At 36.3% G+C, this 23,876-nt stretch carries 19 protein-coding genes, 1 tRNA gene and 1 riboswitch; of the genes, 14 read left to right on the forward strand and 6 right to left on the reverse strand.

Features of this window, described 5'->3' with window-relative positions; all coding sequences use genetic code 11:
- Positions 1-26: 26 nt before the first annotated feature.
- Positions 27-1,487, reverse strand: a complete 1,461-nt coding sequence (locus F3D3_RS15755) for a DUF3887 domain-containing protein (RefSeq protein WP_069875414.1) — start codon at positions 1,485-1,487, stop codon at positions 27-29.
- Positions 1,488-1,654: 167 nt separating this feature from the next.
- Here F3D3_RS15755 and F3D3_RS15760 point away from each other — a divergent pair, with 167 nt between their 5' ends.
- From F3D3_RS15760 to F3D3_RS15790, 7 genes are all read left to right on the forward strand, one after another.
- Positions 1,655-3,193 carry a YjjI family glycine radical enzyme gene (locus F3D3_RS15760; RefSeq protein ID WP_242877152.1) on the forward strand — a complete coding sequence of 513 codons (1,539 nt, stop codon included), beginning with the start codon at positions 1,655-1,657 and terminating at the stop codon, positions 3,191-3,193.
- A gap of 32 nt (positions 3,194-3,225) precedes the next feature.
- On the forward strand, positions 3,226-3,741 hold the full coding sequence (locus F3D3_RS15765; protein WP_069875415.1) for a nitroreductase family protein: 516 nt from the start codon (positions 3,226-3,228) through the stop codon (positions 3,739-3,741).
- Positions 3,742-3,952: 211 nt separating this feature from the next.
- A complete protein-coding gene (locus F3D3_RS24700; protein WP_069875416.1) occupies positions 3,953-4,312 on the forward strand; it encodes a hypothetical protein in 360 nt (119 codons plus the stop codon).
- Positions 4,313-4,661: 349 nt separating this feature from the next.
- On the forward strand, positions 4,662-4,934 hold the full coding sequence (locus tag F3D3_RS15775) for a helix-turn-helix transcriptional regulator (RefSeq protein WP_242877153.1): 273 nt from the start codon (positions 4,662-4,664) through the stop codon (positions 4,932-4,934).
- 19 nt (positions 4,935-4,953) lie between these two features.
- Positions 4,954-5,193: an ATP-binding protein gene (locus F3D3_RS15780; RefSeq protein WP_069875417.1), complete on the forward strand. Its 240-nt coding sequence runs from the start codon at positions 4,954-4,956 to the stop codon at positions 5,191-5,193.
- A 124-nt stretch (positions 5,194-5,317) separates the two neighbouring features.
- Positions 5,318-6,352 carry a permease gene (locus F3D3_RS15785; RefSeq protein ID WP_069875418.1) on the forward strand — a complete coding sequence of 345 codons (1,035 nt, stop codon included), beginning with the start codon at positions 5,318-5,320 and terminating at the stop codon, positions 6,350-6,352.
- A 15-nt stretch (positions 6,353-6,367) separates the two neighbouring features.
- The gene (locus tag F3D3_RS15790; protein ID WP_069875419.1) at positions 6,368-6,595 is read left to right on the forward strand and encodes a thioredoxin family protein; all 228 of its coding nucleotides are present in this window, start codon (positions 6,368-6,370) and stop codon (positions 6,593-6,595) included.
- Between the two features lie 730 nt (positions 6,596-7,325).
- Positions 7,326-7,504, forward strand: a riboswitch (cobalamin riboswitch).
- 397 nt (positions 7,505-7,901) lie between these two features.
- On the opposite strand, the gene F3D3_RS15795 is transcribed toward F3D3_RS15790, so the two are convergent.
- Positions 7,902-9,287, reverse strand: a complete 1,386-nt coding sequence (locus F3D3_RS15795) for a transposase (protein WP_374700082.1) — start codon at positions 9,285-9,287, stop codon at positions 7,902-7,904.
- A gap of 194 nt (positions 9,288-9,481) precedes the next feature.
- On the opposite strand from F3D3_RS15795, the gene F3D3_RS15800 reads away from it, so the two are divergent.
- From F3D3_RS15800 to F3D3_RS15820, 5 genes are all read left to right on the forward strand, one after another.
- Positions 9,482-10,567, forward strand: a complete 1,086-nt coding sequence (locus F3D3_RS15800; RefSeq protein ID WP_084389099.1) for an ABC transporter substrate-binding protein — start codon at positions 9,482-9,484, stop codon at positions 10,565-10,567.
- Entirely contained in the window at positions 10,564-11,568 is a 1,005-nt protein-coding gene (locus tag F3D3_RS15805) for an iron ABC transporter permease (protein WP_069875422.1), read from the forward strand. Before F3D3_RS15800 ends, F3D3_RS15805 begins: the two co-directional genes overlap by 4 nt.
- 1 nt (position 11,569) lies before the next feature.
- Positions 11,570-12,343 carry an ABC transporter ATP-binding protein gene (locus F3D3_RS15810; protein WP_069875423.1) on the forward strand — a complete coding sequence of 258 codons (774 nt, stop codon included), beginning with the start codon at positions 11,570-11,572 and terminating at the stop codon, positions 12,341-12,343.
- Positions 12,344-12,367: 24 nt separating this feature from the next.
- Positions 12,368-13,240, forward strand: coding sequence for a Rossmann-like domain-containing protein (locus F3D3_RS15815; RefSeq protein WP_069875424.1), 873 nt, complete (start codon positions 12,368-12,370; stop codon positions 13,238-13,240).
- A gap of 886 nt (positions 13,241-14,126) precedes the next feature.
- Positions 14,127-15,782: a transposase gene (locus F3D3_RS15820; RefSeq protein WP_069875425.1), complete on the forward strand. Its 1,656-nt coding sequence runs from the start codon at positions 14,127-14,129 to the stop codon at positions 15,780-15,782.
- 37 nt (positions 15,783-15,819) lie between these two features.
- Here the strand turns inward: F3D3_RS15820 and F3D3_RS15825 are convergent, their stop codons facing one another.
- Positions 15,820-17,799 carry a sigma-54-dependent Fis family transcriptional regulator gene (locus F3D3_RS15825; RefSeq protein WP_069875426.1) on the reverse strand — a complete coding sequence of 660 codons (1,980 nt, stop codon included), beginning with the start codon at positions 17,797-17,799 and terminating at the stop codon, positions 15,820-15,822.
- Between the two features lie 262 nt (positions 17,800-18,061).
- Here F3D3_RS15825 and glnA point away from each other — a divergent pair, with 262 nt between their 5' ends.
- The gene (gene glnA / locus F3D3_RS15830; protein WP_069875427.1) at positions 18,062-19,486 is read left to right on the forward strand and encodes a type I glutamate--ammonia ligase; all 1,425 of its coding nucleotides are present in this window, start codon (positions 18,062-18,064) and stop codon (positions 19,484-19,486) included.
- 123 nt (positions 19,487-19,609) lie between these two features.
- Positions 19,610-19,683 (forward strand) — tRNA-Gly (locus F3D3_RS15835).
- Positions 19,684-19,927: 244 nt separating this feature from the next.
- Here the strand turns inward: F3D3_RS15835 and F3D3_RS15840 are convergent.
- The 3 genes from F3D3_RS15840 to F3D3_RS15850 form a co-directional block, all read right to left on the reverse strand.
- Positions 19,928-21,070: a hypothetical protein gene (locus F3D3_RS15840; RefSeq protein ID WP_207645391.1), complete on the reverse strand. Its 1,143-nt coding sequence runs from the start codon at positions 21,068-21,070 to the stop codon at positions 19,928-19,930.
- Between the two features lie 44 nt (positions 21,071-21,114).
- Positions 21,115-22,956, reverse strand: a complete 1,842-nt coding sequence (locus F3D3_RS15845; protein ID WP_069875429.1) for a CocE/NonD family hydrolase — start codon at positions 22,954-22,956, stop codon at positions 21,115-21,117.
- A gap of 127 nt (positions 22,957-23,083) precedes the next feature.
- Positions 23,084-23,794, reverse strand: coding sequence for a Crp/Fnr family transcriptional regulator (locus tag F3D3_RS15850; protein ID WP_069875430.1), 711 nt, complete (start codon positions 23,792-23,794; stop codon positions 23,084-23,086).
- Positions 23,795-23,876: the final 82 nt, after the last annotated feature.

A 23,876-nucleotide genomic window follows, 5' to 3' on the forward strand; every position in this document is an offset into this window, starting at 1 on the left:
AAGCAGTTTATGAGTTAAGTGTTGCTTCAATGACTTTTTTCAAAAATCCAATTTGAAACGGCATCAATAAACTCAGGTGCAACTTCTTTTTTTAAATAATACTCTTCTGGTGAACTCGCTTCAGTTCCAGACATCATCAAATGATTCAATGAATCAAAAGTTAAAAATGTCGCATCTTGATCTATAGAAACATGAGCTTTCCAAGCCTCAAGGTCCTTTAAACCCACTTGATAATCCCGTAGACCTTGGGTAAATAGCATAGGTATACTTATTTGAGTGAGCTTCTCAAGGGGGTTGTAATTGTCTAAATACAACCAATAGTTTTTATATGCACCTAGAATCAGGGTATCATCAGATTGCGCTTCTAAGTTTGTTTTAGCTAACTTATCGATTTCAGTATTGAGTTTTGAAAGACTGTCTGACTCGGTTTCGGAAAGGATACCATCGAGATTAAAAATATATTGATATTGTTCGGTGACGAGCGCCTCAAGGGGTCTGGCATTTGCATTCATAAAAATATAACCATCGACGCCCTTAATTTGATCATGGATCTGAGGGAGCAAATAACCACCCAAACTGTGACCGAGGACGAACAAATGCGTTGTGTCTAGGCCCGTTTCTAGACGTAAGTATTGAGAGGCATAAATCACATCTTGAACAACCTCTTCATCAGGCGTAAGTGTAAGATCATTTTTTAATTTTTGACCATAAGTAAAAGTTCTTTTATCATATCTAAAAGTGGCGATCCCGTTTTTTGCAAGTGCCACGGCAATGTCTTCAAAAGGGACATTTGGTCCAATGGTTTCGTTGCGATCATTTGGACCAGAGCCGTGAACGAGAATGACAACCGCTTTAGGCTCTGCGAAAGCTGGCACTGTAATAACGCCATTCAGTTGCCAACCAGGCTCTCCAAATTTGACTTGTTTTTCAATTGCAAAATCATTTTTTTGAACGACAGATTTTTCAGCGAAAGCCTCAGTTACAAAGCCTGCTATGTGACCCTTTTCATCGAATGAAAAGGTAAGTGTAAGCTTATTCATGTCAAACTGAGTATTTAACCTGACAACATTATATCCAGATTGTTGAGAAGTGTTGATGTCAAAAACAGATTTAAAGGCCCCCATTTGAGTGTCTAAAGTGGTTTTAAACGACTCTAATTGTTCCAGCGTAAGCGCCTTTTTCATTTCTTCGGTGTAAGTGAAAGTGCTGAGAATCTCGGTGTACTCTTCTGAAAACAACTTTTGAACGAAAGCCACAGAGGTGGTTTCATACTCTGTTTCAGCCGTGGGGCGGTACTGATAAGCCTTCTGAATTTCACTTTCAAAAGCTTCTTTTGCCTCTTCAGCTGTGGTGTCAGTGAGGGGCGGTTTGGGTTCAGCAATTACGGGTTTCGTTGTAGTTTCTATAGCTTCGGCATTTGGGGTTTGTGATGCACATCCACCAAAAATGAGTGCTACGAACAAGAGCAGTAGGATTGTTTGCTTCATAATATCCTCCATCGGATGAATTTTTTCATGGATAAAAGGTGGTTAAAACCCTTCATTAGAAGTATAATATAAATGAGGCTGGTTTGCCATCCATAAACTGAAATCATCGTGAAAGTGGTGTATGGCAACAGGTAAAATTGATTTTTAAAGGATTAAGAGGTGAAAAAATGTTAAAAAATAGAACACCTATGCAGAGTGAAATATATGAAACGATTACAAGTGATATTCTCACATATGAAATGAAAGTGAATACGCTTGCCAAGCATGCTGAAAATGCACTGGATATTTTAGAAATGTCTGATGCTGTGAAAACCTATAGAGCTGCGGGGATTATCTGTGATTTATATGAAGGCAGTGCACCATACAGACCGAGATATATTGTGCCTGATTATGAAAAATTTATGAAACAAGGCAGTGCTTTTCTTAAAATAGAACCCGCAAAGTCACTTTATGATGCCATCAACAATTTGCAAATATTGTATAGACATGTCCCTTCCATTACGACTTTTCCAGTTTACATTGGGAATATCGATTTGTTGCTTGAACCCTATATAGGTCTTGAGAAAAATGATCCGAATTATGTTTCAGATGAAGCGGCGTATGAAGCCATCAAAAGATTTCTGATCTATATTGATCGAACCATCACAGACTCATTCTGTCATGCGAACATAGGACCAAAGGCGACTCAAACGGGTTATATGATTTTAAAGGCCGAACGCGAACTCCAAGATTCTATTCCGAACATCACTTTAAAATACAGTGCTGAAACGTCCCAAGAGTTTGCAATTGACGCCATTAAAACAGGGATGATCACAGCAAAACCAAGTTTTGCGAATCACGATATGTTCGCATCTGAATTTGGTGAGCATTACGCGATTGTGAGCTGTTATAATGGGTTGCCAATAGGGGGTGGTTCGTATACGCTTGCAAGATTAGTGCTTTCAAGGCTTGCTGAAAAGACCACCAACTTAGAGACGTTTTTAAATGAATCTTTACCAGATGTGGTTGCTCAAATGGTTCAGTATATGGATGAACGCATTCGTTTTATCGTGGAAGAAGTGGGCTTCTTTGGCCATCACTTCTTGTCGAAAGAAGGGCTTTTAGATTATGAAAATTTCACGGCAATGTTCGGCATGGTCGGACTTGCAGAAGCGGTGAATCATTTTATGCCTGAAGTTGAAAGATTTGGTCACTCTGAAAAAGCAGAAGCTCTAGGGGTTAAAATCATGGAAGTGCTACAGGCTGAGGTTAATAAATATGATAATCCACATCTTAAGGCGACAAAGGGTCATTATTTGCTACACGCTCAAGTGGGCATAGATACAGATATAGGCATTTCACCAGGCGTTAGGATTCCGATTGGTGAGGAACCTCCGATTTACGAGCATATTTTCAATGCTCAAAAATTTCATAAATATTTTCCGTCTGGTGTAGGGGATATTTTCACTTTTGATCAGACGGTTGCGAAAAATCCAGAGTATGTACTCAATCTTATAAAGGGTGCTTTTAAAAATGGTATGCGGTATATTTCCTTCTATGGCGATGATGCGGATGTCATCAGAATTACGGGCTATCTCGTTAAGAAATCTGAAATCGAAAAATTGAGTCGTGGTGAGATGGTGTTAAGAGATACCGTGGTCCTTGGAAAAGGGGCTGTGGATAATGCTAAAATCTATGAACGCAAAGTTAGAAATGAGTCTAACTAAAGGGTTCATATGATGCTGAAAGAGAGGCTAAAATGACGCATAATGCAACTTTAACAAGGAGAAGTATTCGAAAATTCAAAGATGTAAAATTATCGGATGCATTGCTCACAGAAATCTTAAAAGCGGGATTTGCTGCGCCGACCGCTAAAAATACGCAACTTTGGGAATTCATCATCGTGGATGATATGAAGATCCTAAACGCATTTAAAGAAGTGCATCGGTTTTCAATACCACTGATCAATGCGGGGTTAGGTATTTTGGTCTGTGGCGATACAAGTAAAGAAGACCACGATGGGTACTGGATAGGAGACTGTGCGGCGGCGATTCAGAATATGCTCATTCACATTGAAGAACTAAAGCTCGGGGCATGTTGGATCGGTGTTTATCCAAATGAAGAGCGCATGGCAATGCTTGAGAAAGCTTTAGCGTTGCCAGAGCATATTAAACCCATGGGCTTCATCGCAGTGGGACATCCAGATGAGCAAAAGGGACCAAGTGAACGATACAATCCGGAGAAGATTCATCGGAATGGGTTTGGGAAGCGATAGAGAGGCATTACTTAAGAAAATCATCTCAATAGGGCTTTGAGGGCTTTTAATTCAAGTTTAAAGTCCTATATAACCCTTGAGGAGATGTCCCCCACTTCTCTAAGTGGGGGTTCATATTCCTAATTCAGTGGGAGTCCAAACGCCCACTGAATGCAATCCGATAGGATTGTGCAAGTGTTACGAAGGTAGTGAAGCGGACTGAGTATACGCTTTGATATATGACGGTGAATCAGATCCATATGTCAATGTGGGTATGTTAGATGCTTGGGATAAATCTCTATCGGCATTTGATTATAAGGGCAAATCATTCCCCACTGAAAGTAATGTTGATGGGGATGGCATTGTGTATTATATTATGCAGAATGGTGAGTACAAACTGGATCAACCTGACATTATTTTTGTCTCCTCAAGGCATGTGGAGACGGTTGTACTTCTTTCCCACAAAAATGCTGACACACATATCAACGTAAATGTGGAGTTTGGCGAGGGTGCCGGAAAAATACCTGTGGGCAAGATTGCTGAAAAAGCTGAGAATTATAGACCAAACGAGACAGTGACCTACAAAATATAAAAAAGTGCCGTAGTAGTAGAATACCTCCTATTGTTTCTAAACGCTAGAAAAGGTAGAGGCAATTAAAGAGGCATTGAAATATTTTGGAGTAAATAAGTAAAATAGCAAAAGCTGCAATTATTTGAAATAAAGAATTGCAGCTTTTGCATTTAGAAAAAAGATCAAAATTTAAGTTTATGGAAAGTTGTTGACATATGCCCTTAATAAGCATAATATATGCATATGCACGAATGGGTATGTGTATATATGTATAGAGAAGGAGGATTTAATGTCATATTTAACGGAATTTTTTAAGCTTGTATCCGATGAGACACGATTGAGGATTGTTATTTTACTTGCTTAGGGAGATTTGTATGTATGTCAAATCAGCGGGATTTTAAATCTTTCTCAGCCTAAGGTATCAAAACAGTTTTCAAAGCTCAGGGATTTGAATTATGTTGTTGACGAAAGAAAGGAAAAGTACATTCTGTATTCGCTAAATTTGAAGGATGATGTTATTAAAAAGTTAGTTCAAAATATTACTGAAAATATAGAACGGTATTCGGTTCTTGATGAAGATAGAAAGAATTTGGCAGATAAACAGATTTATCTTAGTCAATGTAAAACAAAACTTCCAGAATAAAAAAGGAGAGTAGATAGTCATGTCAAAGAAATGGTATCCGGTTATTAATTATGAAAACTGCATTGAATGTGGTAAATGTGTTGGAAAATGTAAAAATGGTGTTTATGAGCAAAATACCACAAAGCCAAATGTAATTAATCCAGATGGTTGCATTGACGGATGCAGAGGATGTCAAAACCTATGTCCTGCAGAAGCAATTGACTATGTTGGTGACAATGGAGAGCAAAAAACTGTTCAGTGTGGTTGTTTGTGTAATTAGTAAATTAACACATAAAATTGGAGGTAATATGAAAAATCTGAAGAATTTTTGTTTCTGTAGATGGGGCGGTTCTTAATACTTCATTTTCATTGAGTAAATATTATTGAAATGGAGGGAATATTATATGGAAGTTGTACTAAATGTTTTATTGGCGGGATGGCAAGCTTTAGTTGATTATTTGACCATAAGCCGAATAATTATGCTTATAATCGCATTCTTCCTGTCAGGAGCAATTTCACAATTTATGTCTCAAGGGGCCGTGATGAAGTACTTTGGCCCAAATGCAAAAAAAGGGGTGTCTTATTTAATAGCATCTGTTTCCGGTGCAATTTTAGCAGTGTGCTCCTGTTCGGTGCTTCCGATGTTTGCAAGTATCAGAAAAAAAGGGGCTGGAATTGGTCCGGCAGTAACCTTTCTTTTTGCAGGTCCTGCAATTAATATACTGGCAATCACATTTACTTTTAGCTTGATTGGTGTAGATATTGGATTTGTTAGAGTGTTTGGTGCTGTTATTTTATCTGTTGTTATAGGCTTCATTATGTATCTACTATTCAACAAGAGCGAGGTGGTTGATGCAAATGCGGCAATGTTTAACATTGAAGATGATCACAGCAGGAAGGCTTGGCAAAACATATTGTTTTTTGTAACGCTTATAGCTATTTTGGTGTCTGGTGTAAAACATCCTTTTATTACTGGAATATTTGCAATTGGTCTAGTTGTAGAATTGGTTTTATACTTCAAAAAAGATGAGTTACTTGACTGGTGCAAGGTGACTTTTGATTTAGCAAAGAAAATTGCTCCACTTTTCATAGTTGGTGTTTTTCTAGCAGGCGTTATTGAAGCAATCATACCGCCTGAATTTATGGTTAAATTTGTTGGAAATAATTCTTTTGGAGCCAATGCAATAGCAGCAGTTTTTGGTGCCTTTATGTATTTTGCAACTTTAACAGAAGTTCCGATTGTAAACAGCTTTATGTCTCTTGGAATGATGAAAGGTCCGGCAACAGCTTTGCTTCTTGCAGGTCCGTCACTTAGTTTGCCAAACATGATTGTTATTTCTAAAGTAATGGGCGTTAAAAAGACTCTTACTTATGTTGGCTTGGTGGTTGTATTGTCTGCATTTATTGGAATGCTGGCAGGTTATATAATTTATATTTAATGGAGGATGATAAAAATGGTAATTAAAATTTTAGGTTCAGGTTGTGCTAAGTGTAAGCAGTTAGAGGCTAATGCACAGCAGGCAGTCAAAGAATTAGGTATTGAAGCAACAATTGAGAAGGTTAAAGAAATTGAGAACATCATGGAATACGGAGTGATGAAAACTCCTGCATTGGTTGTAGATGAGCAAGTGAAGGTAATGGGCAGAGTTCCTTCTGCAGAGGATATAAAGAAATATCTGTAAAATTAATCTTTTTACCACAATTTAATAAAAAATAATACTCAGGTTAGAACTGTAAGGCTATCAAGATTTGTGGTATTTTTAATTAAAGGCACATATTTTGAAGTAATATAATTAACTGAACATGCCAATAAAAAGTTGCTTGCTCCAAATAGAGTAGGCAACTTTTTTATAAAACTAGCATCTACTTTAATAAGATTTCATGATGATAATTTGTGGGGATAGGTTTTCGAAGAGTAGAACCGACGAAGCGATATTTCTGATGACGCGTAGTGGCTCAGACGATAAAAAAGTAGAGGTTGACCACAACATAGAGTAGTTTGGAGCCGATTTAGGGGTCGAAAAACAGCAAAAAAATGACGTTTTTTGACCCCTTAAAAAGGATGGAATGTAGGTGACATAGGGCGAATGGGCAAAAAAATTCGTTTTAGAGGTCTTCACTATAACAGAGAAGCAATTAGGTCAGGTTCAGAATATAGCAGAATGTGCATTGTATCTTGCATCCATCGGCCGTGATTATATGAACGGGCGGGTACTATCTCCGAATGGAGGTATAACAATATAAAAAATGCTTTTTCAAATCAGATTTGATTGATTTAAGAGTTAAGCCATACGGAATTATTCATAAAGCTGAATCACAAAATAAAAACTTGTGTTTTAAAGCATAATGAATTACAATTCAAATGGGATGCATATTAATGGACATCTGATTATTTTATTATTTACAATTAAATAAAAACAAATTTCTAATGGTGCCTCAAACGAGGAGAATAGGAAAGACCGGTTATAGTCCGGCGCGGACCCACCACTGTAAGCGAAGACAAATCCCTATGTGCCACTGGAGAAATCTAGGAAGGCTGGGAAGAGGATGATGCGCGAGCCAGGAGACCTGCCTTAGAAGAATATTATAAAAACAAGGGAAATAATTGTTTTTTTAATGGGTACTATTAAATGACTTAGAATGGGAAGTCCTTTAGCTATTTTGCTAAAGGATTTTTTTGTAAAAAGAAAACCACCGGTTCTACTGGTGGTTCTAAAGAGCTTTAGCTTTGAGTCAAAAAAAGCACCTCCTTCTGATTGGGACAACTAGCCTTCCTCAAAAGAAAATTTCTGCGATGGTTCAATGCGCAAATTCGTAAAGGAGGGCGGTTCGACTGAGATAAGTGAAGGCGAAAGTTGTTTAAAAAAATAACATAGATCGTTGCGAAATAAAAACCAAAGTTATCCACAAGCAAAATTGAAATATCTAAAAAAGTTCAAAAAAAAGCGCAACAGAATAAAGACTTACTTAATTTCGCAGTAAGTTATTCTATGCAACCATAGTTTTTATAGACAAATGACCAGTGGTTAATTTACTTTTATGAATGATAATGAAAGCAATCAATTGTGTGATGCCAGCTAAAAAGATGTTTGATTTCAGGGTTAAGGTTTTATTGACTTTGGAAATATTGATTTGCATAAAGGATTTAAGTGTTCTTTCACAAACCGTTCTTATTTTGTAAAGATTTATCCATTCATTACGATTTCGAGGCATAGCAGCATTGAATCTGAAATTATGGTGAACAGTGATGTTTTTAATTCTTCCATATGGTGAATTGGTACAAGGATTATCACAATCAAGAATAACGGATTTTACTGAATCAGACATTGTAAGAGATCTTTTAGGGCAAATAAACTGAATACGATCTGCTCTATTGGCTCCTTTAATCACCCCGGCATAGGTCATTGGTAACTCAGGATCATTGGGACAAGTAGGGATACCGTCTTCATTAAACAGGGGTTGAGGCAGTGTAGAATTATTTCGAGGATTAAGGTTGATGATGGGTATGATGCCTCTTTTGTAAAGATACGCATAATTATCAACTGCATCAAAGCCTGAATCCCCAAGAAAGTAGTTGAATTTAGAATCTGGGTGTAAATCGAAAAACGTTTCAAGTGAAGGAATAAGAGATTTAGCATCATATTCATCTTTGATTTCTTGAGGCGTAAGGTTAAGCTGTAGCGTATTGTCGGCATTATAAAAATTAATATCTCGAATTAATCCAAACCCGTTGGTAGCGAGGATGACCTTTTGATARTATCCGAAATGCCCATTAAGATAAGTCAGTTTAGCTTCAGGGTTAGAAGAACTTTGTTTTGGCATCTTTGATTGGGCATATTTTTCTACATCAAAGGTCTTGTCGTACTTATGAGATTTAGCGTAAGTTTTAACGGTTTTAAGAATAGATTGATAGAATTTRGGGTTATTTTCCTTAACGTATAACTCGAAACCRGTTGTATCGGTAATGAGTATTTTGGCGAGGCGATCATCTGCATCTATTGCAAAATCAGAGGTAAAATCAACAAGATGATGAAACATTTCGAGGATTTGGTCATAAAAGAGAGTCTTGAACCTAGAAAACTGAGAGGGATGAGGTGCTCTGGAAAAGCCTGGAAAATTTCTAAAATCACTTGAAATGTTGATGATAAAAATGAGAGTGGAAATGGTAGGTAGACCGAGCAAGTTGTAAAAGATAAATGCTTTGAGCATACCTTCAAGTGGAAAATCTCTGTTTTTACCAACATTAGAGTAGTAAGCACTGTAGAAAGATTTTGGAGTAACATCATCTGTGTCAATAAACTGGTTAAAAAGAGAAAAAAGTTGATCTGATTTGTGTGAAGTGAGTTCATCAAACTCAGCATCCAGATCAAACAGGGAAACCTAATTAGAAGCAGAAATTAGCATTATTACCTTCCTTTCTTTTGAGTATGAGTTATCAATAGGAACACACCTTATTTATACCCAAAATGGAGGGTAATATGCTATTTCTATAAATAAAATCAAGCATTTTCAATGCTTGCAGAGTTTCGCAAGAAACTAAAAAAAATAGCATAAAAGGAGAGAGAAAATTGAAAAAAATAGTTGTGTTTCTTTTAGTAGTCAGTCTTTTTGCAAGTCTAGTGGTTGGGTGTCAAAGCAACAGTAATGAAGAACAAAGTAATGTGGAAACAAATATCGAAAGAAGCATAGAGGATTTAGCAGGCAATACTGTTATTATTCCTCCAGCAAGTGAAATAAATCGCGTACTATTGATGGGCCCTCCTTTGTTTGCTAGTTACATAAATATCGTTAAAGATACTAGCAAACTTGTTGGAGTGCACCCAAATTCTTTTAAAGAAGCCAATCCTTTATTGTTGGATATTATCTTCCCAGAGTGGAAAAACATGAATTCTACATTTTTAGAGGAAAAAGAACCAAATATTGAAGAGATTTTAAAACTAAATCCAGATATTATTTTTGTTTATGGACAAGGTCATAAGGAAGCATTAAGTAATATTAATGTGCCTATAGTTGATTTTAATAGTAAATTAGATGGGCAAACTTGGCTAAAAAAACAAGATAAATTAATTCGTGATATTTTTGAAATTAGTGAAGAAGGTTTTATAGAAAAAGAGTTAGATGCTATCAATAAAATGATAACTGAAGCAAAAGGCACTCAGGAAAATGTAAATGGCCAAAAGGCTTTAATTATTGGTGTGAACTCTGGTAAAGATATTTCAATCAGAGGACCAGGTGCTTTTGCACATGAGTTGCTCAAACTGACTTTGTTAAGTGATGTTAGCGAAGAATTAGGTGTTCCGGTTGCAAATGCGAGCATGGAACAAATTTATGCTTGGAATCCAGAAATTATTTATCTTTTTAAAGGAATTCCAGCTGGAAAATATCTTTCTAATCAAATAGAAAACCAAGACTGGTCAAAAGTTCAGGCTTTTGAAAGTAAGAGAATCTATGATACTCCAAAGGGGATGATGCATTGGGGATCTCCAAACCCAGATACACCTTTAGCCTTGCATTGGATGTTAACTAAGAATTTCCCAGATCAATTTCCGGAAGATGAGTTTCAAAAAAACATGAAAAGATACTATAAGGAGAACTATAATATTGAATTGACTCAAGAACTAATGGATTCGATATTATATCCAAATAAAAAATGAAACAAAATCGATTTATAATAGCAATAGCCAGCGGGATTACTATGATAATCCTCGTTGGCTTCATTTCAATGTTTCTGGGAAGATATATGATTAATCCGTTTAAAGTCGTTCAGATACTCTACAGTAATATGACTGGGAATGCTCTGGATACGGTACAAAACACGATTGTATGGGATATCAGGTTACCAAGAATTTTTTTGACCATGATGGTAGGGGCGGGATTATCGGTAGCAGGGGCTGCTTTTCAAGGATGTTTTCATAACCCACTTGTGAGTCCTGATTTACTGGGTGTTAGTGCAGGAGCAGGTTTTGGAGCAGCATTAGGAATTTTATACACCTCTGATGTCTTTGGGATTACACCTTTGTTATCTTTTGGTTTTGGTGTTTTGGCTGTGAGTGCCAGTTGGTTATTATCCCGAATAAAGAAAAACTCAACAATACTGTCTTTAATTTTATCCGGAATTATTATATCTTCAGTATTTCATTCTTTAATATCTTTAATAAAATTTGTTGCTGACACAGATTCTCAATTGCCCGCAATTACCTATTGGTTAATGGGTAGTTTTGCTAATACTTCATGGGACAATGTAATTTTTGCTGTCCTACCTATTTCAGTAGGAATTTTTATTTTATTTTCTCTACGTTGGCATATTAATATATTGACGTTAGGGGATGAAGAAGCCAAAACTTTAGGTGTAAAGCCGGAAAAGATTAGAATTATTATTATTTTAGCATCAACAATGATTACGGCATCTGCTGTCATGATGACGGGAATTATTGGTTGGGTTGGACTGATCATACCCAACTTATGCAGAATGATTATCGGATCTGATTACAAATATTTAATGCCTTTAGCGTGTATTTTAGGAGCCTTATTTATGATGTCGATTGATATTATTGCTAGAGTGATTACTCCTGCTGAAATACCTATAGGTGTTTTGTCTGCATTGATAGGAGCGCCTTTTTTTGCAATTGTGTATTCTAAAACAAAAGGAATATAATATGAGAATAGAAGTAATAGAAGGATCTTTTTTTTATCATCCAGAACAGCTCGTTCTAAGGAATATCAATTTTGAACTTAAAGAACAAACAATAATGACCATTTTAGGCAAAAATGGAGTAGGAAAAACAACGTTATTAAAGTGTATGATCGGGTTATTAAAATGGAAAAAGGGGAAAACGTTAATAGATTCTCAAGTATTTACTTCTTTAATGGATTTTGACAAAGTAGGGTATGTTCCACAAGCTCATAACACAGTTTTTGCTTTTACAGTAGAAGAAATGGTTACGATGGGTAGAGCGCGTCATGTTTCTCTTTTTGGACTCCCTTCAAAATTTGATAAAGATAAAGTTAAGGAAGCCTTAGATAGTATTGGTATTTCGCATTTAAAGCATAAGCTATGCTCGGAAATTAGTGGCGGGCAATTACAGTTAGTATATATTGCAAGGGCTTTAGTAAATGACCCTAAAATTTTAATTTTAGATGAGCCAGAATCTCATTTAGACTTCTCGAATCAACATATGGTATTAAATAAAATAAAAGAATTTAGAGATCAGCGTGGTATTTCATGTATTATTAATACTCATTATCCCGATAATGCTTTAAATATATCAGATAAAACACTGATTTTAGGAAATGAAAATTATATTTTTGGTGACAGCCAGAAAGTAATTACAGAAGAAAACATGAAAGATTTTTTTGATGTATCAGTAAAAATATATCCCCATCATTTACCAGGTAAACTTATCCATTCTTTTGCTGTTGTTGGAGAATAGATTTTCATAAAAAGGAGGTATACGATGAGCAAAGATTATTCGGATCTAATAGGTGCTTTAGATCTTATAAAAGATAGATATGTAGAACAGAAGATAACTATTCCAAACTTAGAAAAATTTCTTATTGGAAACCATTTTAATTATATTTGCCTAGATAATAATAAAAAAGGAATGGCTTATAATTTTCCCGAAATGTCTTGTCATTTAGATGAAGAAAGCATGGAAGAATTATATAAAATCATTCAAGAATGTATTGGTCTGTCGATCTTACATTTTTTTAATAAACTAATACTCAGCAATAGCGACTCAGTAATGTTAAGATCATTTTTGTTAGCATCTTTAAATGCACTTTCAAACTGCTTATTAGACTCAGAGAACATTCCTAAAAAAGGTTTTTTTATAGAGGAAAATGAATTTGATTTTTTAAATAAGGAAGATGTTGTTACCGTCGTTGGTTATGGTGGAATTATTGATAAAATAATGGGTAAATGTAAAGAGATTAACGTGACTGACCTAAGACCCAAATGGGCATTGTCAGGAGTTACGATTAATAAAGATAGTATTAATTATGGAAATGAAAGTATTAATATTTACTCAGAACAAAGTAGTAAACCATATGAAAAAGCAGATGTTGTCTTAATTACCGGAGCTACTATTGTTAATCAGACATACTTGGACATTATTAAAAAATCAAGAAATGCAAGAGTTATAGGGTGTTATGGACCCAGTGCCCAAATTATGCCAGAGTTCCTCTTTCAACAAGGATTTAATTATATTTCTTCAATAAAACTATTTGATTTTAAAATGGCTGAAGCTCCCATGAATCCAGATGAAATAAGATATTTTTTAAAGAACAACTCGAAACCTTATTATATTTCAAACAAGAAATTAGTTTAATAATTAGATTGACCTGATAAACTCGGTTTTAGGAATAAATCATGTTCATTTTTGAAAATTGAAATCACTAAAAAACAGTAATATAGCTAATTTCGTTTTTGAAAATCGGAGCAATTCAGAGACATAAGGACTTTATCAGGTCAATCTAATTAAAACCTTGGCTATATTGTGTAGAATGAAATACTTTCAGACATCTAGATAAGGTTGCTTGATAATTAAGACGGTTATGGATCTCGAGGATTGTAGTTTTCATCATATCATATTAAGTTTGAAAAATCTGAAGTTCTAAAAAACTAGAGATGTTTTGCAAATTACGAATTACTTTTATCCGTTATCTTACAACAAACAGAATTATAATATTTAAGCGCGTATCGGCAGCTTGAAAAGTACTACTAAGATAATCACTTATAGTAAACTCTTTGTGCCCCAATTGATTTACCACATATGCATTTGGTTGTAGAAATATTTTCAATAGAAGCGATTGATATGTTTCCCAATACGACGGTTTCTCAAAAAAAGTAAAAAACGCCGTAGATATGTTCCCACGAACGAACGGTTCCTATGACATCAATACCATCAACTCGAGCTACGTTGAGACGGTTGTACTTCTTTCCCACAAAAATGCAGACACAAATATCAACGTAAATGTGGAATTTGGAGAGGGCGACGGAAAAATATCTATAAAAAAGATTGCGCAGAAAGTAGAATTAATATAATAATATTTATGATTAAGGTGTCAAAATTAGATACTCATATAAAAACCGACTTTTTCAATATTTCTTAGTCATTATCATAAAATCAATCTAAGTCATTTTCAAAAATGGATTTATAGTGGCAATAAGGTTATAATCGTATGATACTTCACACATTGGAAAGGTAGATCGAAATGTCATTTAAATCAAATCAAACACAACAGTTAACTTTAGAAGATCATTTTTTAGCATCAAGTTCACGTACACAGAAGTTTGTTCTTAATTCATGGGCTAAGGGATTTTCAGAGATTGTATTTCCGGCAATTAATGAAGATCGCTTTGCAATTTTATATAGTGATACACCCTCAGGACGACCCAATACACCTGTAAATGCTGTTATTGGATCGCTTATTCTAAAAGAACTTTTTGGTTTGACAGATGATGATCTATTAGCCAGTATCCTTTGTGATGTGCGCTTTCAGTTTGCACTGCATACCACAAGTTTTGAAGAACAACCCTTTAGTGATCGCACTTTCAGCCGCTTTAGAGAAAGGTTATATGACTATGAAATGGAGACAGGCATAGACTTGCTTCAAGAAGAAATGATCTCTCTTGCCGATTATTTCGTAAAATATTTAGGTATGGAGACGACACTTAAGCGTATGGATAGCCTTATGATATCATCAAGTGCTAAGAAAATGTCTCGTCTAGAAATTGTTTATACTTGTGTTTTCAACATGGTTAAACTGATTCATCAAACAGGAGAGATTCAATATATAAAATCTCTTGAGCATTATTTGGATGCTGAAGATCGCAACACCATGATTTATCACAGAAAAAGTGAAGAACAATCAAGTCGGTTGCAACAAGTTATTGATGATGCGAATCACTTAATTGCGATTCTACCACAGGCTTATTCGGAATTTAAAGCGTATCAACTTTTAAAACGTGTGCTTGAAGAACAGAGCACTTTAGATGAAAAAGGTTCATGTATCCCCAAACATAAAACAAAGATCACACCCTCAAGTTTACAAAATCCATCTGATCCAGATGCAACTTATCGTACCAAAGCAGGAAAAAGTCATAAGGGCTATGTTGGAAATGTAGTTGAGACATTTGATAAAAAAGGGTCCATTATTACAGCTTTTGATTATGCAACCAACAGCCACAGCGACAGTCAGTTTTGTAAAGAAACCATTGAAAAACTTGGACCACAAGCTGAACCGACTACTTTATTAGCTGATGGCGCTTATACTAGTATTGAGAACACAGAGCTTGCCACAGAAAATAATATAGAACTCATTACAACCGCCTTACTTGGAAAAGCACCTGATGTTGTACAATCAAAATTTGAAATTGATGTTGAAAACAAAGAAGTACTCAAATGTCCCATTGGTCAAACCCCATATAAAACAAGATATTATGAAAGTACCGAGCAGTTCCGTGTGTCGTTTAACAAAGCAGCATGTCTAAATTGTCCACTTAAAGAGCATTGTGGTATTAAAATGCAAAAGAAATCAGCTGTTGTAATGATTTCTGAAAAAATGATAAAGCGAGCAACTTATCTGGAAAAAATTTCAGCAGAAGATTATCGCGAATTATCTAAGAAAAGAAATGGTGTTGAGGGAATTCCATCCATTTTAAGACGTCGATATCATGTGGACCGAATTCCGGTTCGTGGTTTACTGCGCTCAAAAATGTGGTTTACTTTCAAAATAGGTGCCATAAATGTGAAGAGTGTGCTAAAAGCAGCACTTATCCTTCAAATTTTGACGTGCTTTTTCGTGAAAACGCGTTTAAAATTAACCCATTTTTATAATTGCCTTTTTAATTTTGAATTTGTGAGTTGAAAAAGTGGATTATTGGCACCTTAATCAAATTTTACGCTCATATTTTTTTCAACTGACACCCCTTCCTGCCAGGGTATATTTCAATCACCCCATCATCGGCTAATTTTTTTAGGATCTCCCTAATTTCAGTTTCTGAGATTTTATAATATTTTTTACAATAGGCTTCATGGATGGATCTTCTACCTGTTCCAAGACCCTTCTTTAATAAATCCTTTAAAATTTCTATTACAAATTTTTCTTTATCATCCTTGGACTGAAACTTTAAACCCACTCTTTTTTTCTGAGAGGCTGGCAGATTTTCAACTTTAAACATGCCTTCATCAATTTTCAGCATGTACTCAATCACATTTCTAAGCTCTCTAACATTTCCAGGCCAATCATAGTTTTGACAAAATGCCATAAACGGATCATCAAGCGTTCTATGATCGTTGAATATTTTAAAAAAATTCTCTATAAGCACATTAATATCACTTTTATGTGCCCTAAGTGGTGGCAAATTGATCTGAAACACATTTAATCTGTAATACAAATCATCTCTAAAGGTTCTTTCATTAACCATGACTTCAAGGTCCCTATTGGATGCTGCAATGATCCTGACATTGACACTTATAATGGAGTCTCCACCGACCTTCATCACCTCTTTTTCTTCTAAAGCTCTTAAAAGTCTTGCTTGTAGTTCAAGGGGGATCTCGCCAATTTCATCGAGAAAAAGAGTGCCACCACTGGCTTTTTCAAAAACACCCATTTTACCGCCCTTTAAAGCTCCAGTAAAAGACCCCTCTTCGTAACCAAAGAGTTCAGATTCAAGGAGATTACTTGGCAGCGTCGCACAATTAATGGCAATAAAAGGTTTGTTCTTTCTTTCAGAATAATTGTGGATCGCCCCAGCGAAAAGTTCTTTACCCGTGCCACTTTCACCGATCAAAAGCACTGAAGAAGCTGAATTTGAAATCTTTTTACTCACATTAATCGCTTCCACTAATTTACTGTGTTGCCCCAAAATATCTTCAAAACTATATTTTGAATAGTACCCTTTTCCAACCAACTTCTTGTGTAACTGATTTTGTTCCCTAAGCAATTCATTGTAGTATTTTAAAATAATGAGTCTCCCAAAATAAACCTCATCATAGATCACTTTTTTGACACTTATAATTAAATTTTTGTTTCTAAATTGGACCATTTCACCATTGATTTCATCCGAACTTTCCAGAATAGACAGTTCTTTATTTCTAACGATCAATTGACTGAGCCTTTCTTCTTCAAGATACTCCTTTTCAATTCCAAAAATTTCAGAAGCCTTAGAATTAGAGAGTTGTATTAGCCCCTTTTCATCACAAAGGATGATGCCACTATCAAATTCATTGAGCAGAATCTCAAGCTGACCCAGTAACATTTTCTTATCATACAAGGTATTTTTAAGGCCTCGCCAATAAGTCGGCACCCTCGAAGCATACTTTTTAATCACCCTTTCCGCAAACTTTCTCTCAATATTAAGGTAAGCAATAATATCAAGCACTGTCGACGCATCAAATAATCGATTTCCAATATTAATGATTTCACCTTTTAAGTTTTTTATACAGCCAAATTCGTTTGGCGTAATAATATAATCGACTTCTTTAGGGTCTACTATGCCGTCATAGTAAGGATAAAGCTTTAAATTTTTAATGCCCAGTCTATAAAGCGTGGCCAATGTTTCATTTGCCATAAAGCTGTTAATATTGGCCACATAGGCGCTTTTACCGCTTTCAATCACTCTTAGCGTATCAATGACCTCCTTAGAAATCGTTCTCTTCATCATAAGTATAGGCGCATTGCATTTTATATTGTCAATAATTTCTATCAAGATGCTCGGATCTGTATAAAGGATAAGATCTACATTTGAAATATAAGGTTTGTTTACCATATCTGGAGTGAAATAATCCACATCAATTGTATTTTCAAATATATTTCTCAGTTCTTCTAAAAAGTAATTTCCAATGGGATCATCAATCGCTAAAACTGCAATTTTCTTTTTCATTATTAAAAGGGCCTCCCGCTCAAATATCAATAGGCAAACGCACAATTGGGAAGTTTCCCATTTAAACATTATTTCTTCCCATTGTTTTCATTTTTAAAGTAACACAAACGTTGAAAAAGAGCAAGGTAATCTTTGGCACGGCATTTGCGTTTATAGTATTATATATCATTCGTTTTCGTCTCGCTTAGAGTAGGCACATGAAGTAATCTCTGAGCCATTAAACGATAACGGGGCCAAAAAACAATAAAAATTGGAGGCACATATGTTCAAAAATTATTCAGAGGTCAAACATTATATTGAAGAAAACGAAATCAAAATTCTTGATTTTAAAATCACAGATATGTTTGGAAGATGGCATCATTTATCCATTCCTGCATCTCGATTTGATGAGACCCTATTAAAAAACGGCATCGGTTTCGACGGTTCCAGTTATGGATTTTTGACCGTTGAAAAATCGGATATGGTATTTATTCCAGACATAACAAGTGCCTTTGTTGCCCCGTTTCAAGTGGTGCCGACATTGACGATGATCGGTGATATTTATGCTCTACACAAGGGTAGAGTGCGCTTTGAAGATGATCCGAGATATGTCGTCGAAAAAGCAAAAAAACTTTTAATCGATTCAGGCATTGCAGATACTGCCCTTCTTGGACCTGAATTTGAATTTTATATTTTAGATGAGGTCTCCGTAACAAGCGAAGTCAATCATATGGAAGTTAAGATCGACTCCACACAAGGCGTATGGAATTCATCCAGTAAAGCAGATAACAAAGGGCTATCCATTCGCGACCACAACGGCTATCACCTTGATAAACCTTTTGATATCAATTCAGATTTCAGAGACCTTGTCACCCTGTGCCTTGAAGAAAACGGCATCCCTGTAAAGTACCATCACGGCGAAAACGGTGGCCCAGGTCAAGTTGAAATCGAAGTAAGCCACGGCGATATTGTAGATATGGCAGATAGATCCTTAAAATTAAAATCCATCCTAAGAGCCTATGCACATCATTATGGCAAAACGGTAACCTTCATGCCAAAACCCTTTAGCGGTGAATGTGGCAGTGGATTACATGTCCATATCCATTTATTTAAAGAAGGGCAACCTCTTTTTTATGATGTAAACGGATACTCAGGACTTAGCCAAACGGCACTATATGCAATTGGTGGCCTTCTAAAACACGCACCGGCCATAATGCCTTTTACCAATCCAAGTACCAATTCATACAAAAGACTTATTCCAGGTTTTGAAGCACCTGTAAGTATTTGCTTTGGTACTTCGAACAGAAGTGCAGTCATAAGAATTCCGGGCTATGCAACAGAGCCTAGTGAAAAAAGATTTGAAATCAGATCACCAGATGCGACCTGTAATCCGTACTTTGCATACTCTGCGATACTGATGGCCGTAATCGATGGCATTGAAAATAAAATAGACCCAACAGCAGAAGGCTATGGCCCTTATGATATCAATCTTTATACTCTTGACCCAGAACAAACGCTTGTCAAAGGCCTCCCGACTGACCTTTTAGAAGCCGCTGAGGCACTTGAAAACGATCATGAATTCTTGCTCAAATCAGGTGTATTTACAGAAAATATAATAAAAAATCAAATTAAAAAGATAAAAGCAGACCATATGAAAGTAGCACAATTACCACATCCTGAAGAATTTAAAATGTATTACAATTTATAAAAAGCAAAGCACCATCTATAGGTTATATCTCAAAACCTTATAGGCGGTGCTTTTTTTTAGCCCAAAATCAATGTATGACTGTTCAAGTGTACCTTTTTCTAGTATAATAAAAAGGTAGTTTCTGCGGGTGTAGCTCAATGGCAGAGCTCCAGCTTCCCAAGCTGGCTACGAGGGTTCGATTCCCTTCACCCGCTCCAAAATATTATCAGTCTATTACATATTATAATCATCATTCATTATCTAAAAACCCAAAAAACCGCTTATTAAATTGCCTATAAGCGGATTTTTTTATTAAGATCATTAGTTTTCATCCAGCTTAGAGGTAGGAAATTGCAAACTTTCCCCGTATCCTTATTACACACACCCTTCGGGCTATCCGCAGCGTCAGCGAGGACTCTAGCCCGAAGGGTGTGTGTATGAAGTTGGGGAGCAATGCTAAACTTAAAGAAAAAACATCAAAATATTCATAACTAGGATCGAACCCACACTATACACTAACAGATTCGTTCTAATGAACAACATGCGCTGCGTCCCCTTGTACTGTTCTTTATCCAGTTCTTTAAGAGCCATCTGATCTAACGTTTTCATCATAATTTGGTTGACGATGGGCATCCCTATATAGCAACTCGTTAGAACCATAAGACTGTATTCAAATGAATAGTTAAATTTTGAGTGCAATAATCTTACAACTAGGAAAGTGCCACCAACACTAGTTACACTGAGTATTACCAATGGATACATCAAAGCCATTAGACCCGATAAATTTGTCATCGAGATTGTCATCGCCATGAGGGACATGAGTCCGATCATCAAAAGCCCCATGGCATCTGATTTTAATAAGGGGTTCTTTTCTATCACCCCTATTTTTTGAGCTATAAATCCTACCAGTAGTGCCGTTACGCCAATGTGAATGCCCAGTTTACCGGTTAAGCCTCCAAATACAAATTGATTGGCAAGGGAAAGCATCATCAACAAGCCCAAATAGTAGGCTGTTGACCTGTATTCAGAATTTAGCAATCCCCTATCTGCTTGAATAAAAGACTTTGAACCTAAGGACTGATTTAAGGGTTGATTTAAGAGTTGATTTAGGGATTCACTATCTTTTTTTTGCCTCACATCCCTTTTCAAGGACCAGATAAAAAAAGGCACACTTATAAGGCTTTGAACCATAAAAACCAGCCAAGGAAATAAGCTCCATTCCGGATTAACCTTTATCAACATATTAGAGGCAATCGCTGCAGTAGCGCCACCTCCCATGAGTGGTCCCATCCCAATGAGTGCAAATGATTTGAGCCCAAGAAGGGACATGACACATAAATTGATTATCCCCTTTATGAGTAGCGATAGTCCTATAAAAGTGATCAGTGTTTTTTGATTGATAAACAGTTTTAGATCGATCATGGTCCCCGTATGAATTAAAAGGACATTAAAGGCAATGACGCCAATGCCAACAAGCTTGGACATTGGCACCATTTCAGTTGGCAACCACTTCATTGTGAAGCCGATGATGAGTATCAAACCCATCACCAGCTGTAACGAGAGCACTTGCCTTGATTTCAGACTGACAACACCAGAAATCGCCATTATCACTAATAAGCAGGTTAAACTCGTTTCAAATCCCCAAGGCATCAGTGTGTACTGCCTTTTCCACTACCGCCAAACTGTCCTTCATCGCTAAAAGATTGGAGCCACAGCTCACTTGGAGAAGCCGGAATCATTGGCAATAAAATATAAGAGGGATAATCGTGATCTCTATAGATTTTATAGTTAATTGTCGTCGCACTTGGTATTGGGCCTAAATGTCCCAATTTGCCCTGCCATGCTTTATCTTGATGTTCAAAATTATCCATTGCCTTGATTTCAAGCTCAAGACTGGTCCCCGGATCAAACGCCATGCCAATAGGATTAATTTCTATGACATACTCATTGATTTCATGCGGCTTTATAGCGACCCTTTGCGTATGATCGTGAACAGGTCTTCCCATTTGACTTTCATCAGGTAAATGTTTGTGAGATGCTTTTAAAGAACCCGTTCTACAAAGTGGCATACGTGTTCCACCTTGAGTTATCTGCCAAAGCTTTACGATAATATTAGCATCTTCTGCGTCAATTGAAGCAAATAAATGCAGTTCAATCGGTCCTGTAAATTCTGTGGGTTTACTGAATCGATCTGTCCTATAGACCAAAGTTTCCACTTCATTTGTAATGTTTGGCGGTCTGTGTGTAAAGCTATCTGGTGGTAGATTGCCTTCTGGATCTTCTTCCCATCTCAATTGGTTAAAAGTTCTTAAATATAATTTTTTCCAGTTTGTACGCGCAAGTGGATACTCATTTTCATAGCGATACCCTCTACCGATGATGTTCAACTTAAAGAGTGGCTCTTCAAGAATACCCGTGTCAACACCTTTCATGTGCTGATCATACCACCTGAGACATTCTTCGTTCATAAAACGATAAGGCAATTCCATCCCACCATAGGACTCCATAACACCACAGCGTTTAAAAGCCGTTAACGCTTTCGAATTCATTGCATTAAACACGGGTGCACTCCATCGCCCTGTAGGCGCCCATCCACATTTGAGATAAGTGGGCACTTTAACTTGATCGTAAATGGTTTTAGCCGAACGTTGATCCCAAAACAGACCATCTTCTGGATGAATCAAATAGTCTAATAAAAAAGTGTGATATCGAGGTGGCCATGTGTTGAATATCTTATTGAAATAAGAAATAATCGCAATATCAGGATCTTTTTGTACATCAACCATGCGTTGTTTCAATTCTGCTTCTGAATACATTTTGGATGACCACGGCAATGGGTTATTTGAAGGACAGAGTTCCCAATACATACTCATGTAAGTATTGCCCACACCGCCATAATAACCATGTTGATAATAATCATCCGTAAATGAAAGCGGCATAATACAAGTCAAATGTGGTGGTTGGAGTGCCGCAACGAGCATTTGAATAATGCCAAAGTAAGAATAGCCAATCATCGATACTTTGCAATTACAATGTTCATACGCCGTTCCAAGCCATTCAATTGTATCATAGCAGTCTAACTGCTCTTGTGGATTATAGATGCCAAGGAATTCCCCCTCAGATATTCCTATGCCTCTAGGATCTGGAATAACAAAACAGTACCCTCTCTGAACAAAAAACTCGATATCTCCCGCTTCCAGACTATGATCAAAATAATTTGACGACCCTGGGAGAGAGCCTCTCTTTAAAGCCTGCATGGTTTTACCATATGCTGACCAAGCCAACAATGCAGGTGCACGGTCAAGCTCTTTGGGTCTATAAATATCTGCATAAATACGAACCCCATCTCTCATGACGATTTCTACATTTTCTTCTAAAGTCATGGTATATATGGGTTTTGACAATTGTTCTAAATTTTTAGTGTATCGACGATCCCAGTATACTGGAATTTTGTCAAGCCCCGTTAATGCCTTAAAATCTTCACTATTCATAATATGACCTCCTTGATTTCTATACCTTAATTTTAAAGGTTATCAGAGGTGATGTCTGTCACATATAAGACATAGCCTAACTTTTAATCAAACTATAAAAAAAGAGCCTACATTCAATGTAAGATCTTCAAAATGTTTTTGCACAGTTAATCGCAATATCCATTAAAGCATCCATGTCTATTACAGCGATTTTCCCCCTTGTAAGCTCAACAATGCCTCTTTTTTTCCAATAACTCAAAGTTGTAGATACAGTCTGCCTCGCTATACCACATTTTTGAGAAAGTGCTTCTTGAGTGACTTCAATATATTTAGCATGTTCCTTTTCATTATGCATAATGGCTAAAATATAAGCGAGACGCCCTTCCGAATTAAACATGGTATAGGATATGGATTTCTGAGCAGATTTCTGCAATCTTATTAAAAGCATCGCCAATATCTCTTTGATCGCACTTTGGTTCTCCCAGATCACCTTTGAAAAAACACGATCTGGAATCCTTATGATTTTGGATTGCGTCTCAGCGACCACCGTTGTAAAGTAGTTCTCTCCAAGTAAAACGCCCAAGTCTCCAAAACAATCCGTTTTACTCCCCGTCTTAACAATGATGTTGAAATCATTCCAATCCATTGCAAATTCAGATACAGTGCCACTTCTAACAATATAGATTGCCTGTGCGAAACGATTTTTCTTACAAATCATATCGCCTTTTTCATAGACATATTCTTTAGAATTATCAACCAAATAATTCAGTTGAGTGTCATCAAGATGTGAGAACATCGGAATTTGCTTATAAAAGGATCTGAGTTCACCAGATCTATCCTCTTTTAGTAATTTGCTCACCTTGCACCTCCACATATTCTATAACCCATTTACAATCATCAAAAAACCTATTGCCATGCAATAAGTCTTTGATTTTAATGCT

This window comes from Fusibacter sp. 3D3 (assembly GCF_001748365.1).
GTDB lineage: Bacteria > Bacillota > Clostridia > Peptostreptococcales > Acidaminobacteraceae > Fusibacter_A.

Coding starts and splice junctions, on each gene's coding strand:
- F3D3_RS15815 (WP_069875424.1), top strand. CDS start 12,368: ATGAGCAAAGATTATTCGGATCTAATAGGTGCTTTAGATCTTATAAAA.
- glnA (WP_069875427.1), top strand. CDS start 18,062: ATGTTCAAAAATTATTCAGAGGTCAAACATTATATTGAAGAAAACGAA.
- F3D3_RS15790 (WP_069875419.1), top strand. CDS start 6,368: ATGGTAATTAAAATTTTAGGTTCAGGTTGTGCTAAGTGTAAGCAGTTA.
- F3D3_RS15765 (WP_069875415.1), top strand. CDS start 3,226: ATGACGCATAATGCAACTTTAACAAGGAGAAGTATTCGAAAATTCAAA.
- F3D3_RS15755 (WP_069875414.1), bottom strand. CDS start 1,487: ATGAAGCAAACAATCCTACTGCTCTTGTTCGTAGCACTCATTTTTGGT.
- F3D3_RS15840 (WP_207645391.1), bottom strand. CDS start 21,070: ATGGCGATTTCTGGTGTTGTCAGTCTGAAATCAAGGCAAGTGCTCTCG.
- F3D3_RS15820 (WP_069875425.1), top strand. CDS start 14,127: ATGTCATTTAAATCAAATCAAACACAACAGTTAACTTTAGAAGATCAT.
- F3D3_RS15805 (WP_069875422.1), top strand. CDS start 10,564: ATGAAACAAAATCGATTTATAATAGCAATAGCCAGCGGGATTACTATG.
- F3D3_RS15845 (WP_069875429.1), bottom strand. CDS start 22,956: ATGAATAGTGAAGATTTTAAGGCATTAACGGGGCTTGACAAAATTCCA.
- F3D3_RS15810 (WP_069875423.1), top strand. CDS start 11,570: ATGAGAATAGAAGTAATAGAAGGATCTTTTTTTTATCATCCAGAACAG.
- F3D3_RS15825 (WP_069875426.1), bottom strand. CDS start 17,799: ATGAAAAAGAAAATTGCAGTTTTAGCGATTGATGATCCCATTGGAAAT.
- F3D3_RS15780 (WP_069875417.1), top strand. CDS start 4,954: ATGTCAAAGAAATGGTATCCGGTTATTAATTATGAAAACTGCATTGAA.
- F3D3_RS15760 (WP_242877152.1), top strand. CDS start 1,655: ATGTTAAAAAATAGAACACCTATGCAGAGTGAAATATATGAAACGATT.
- F3D3_RS15785 (WP_069875418.1), top strand. CDS start 5,318: ATGGAAGTTGTACTAAATGTTTTATTGGCGGGATGGCAAGCTTTAGTT.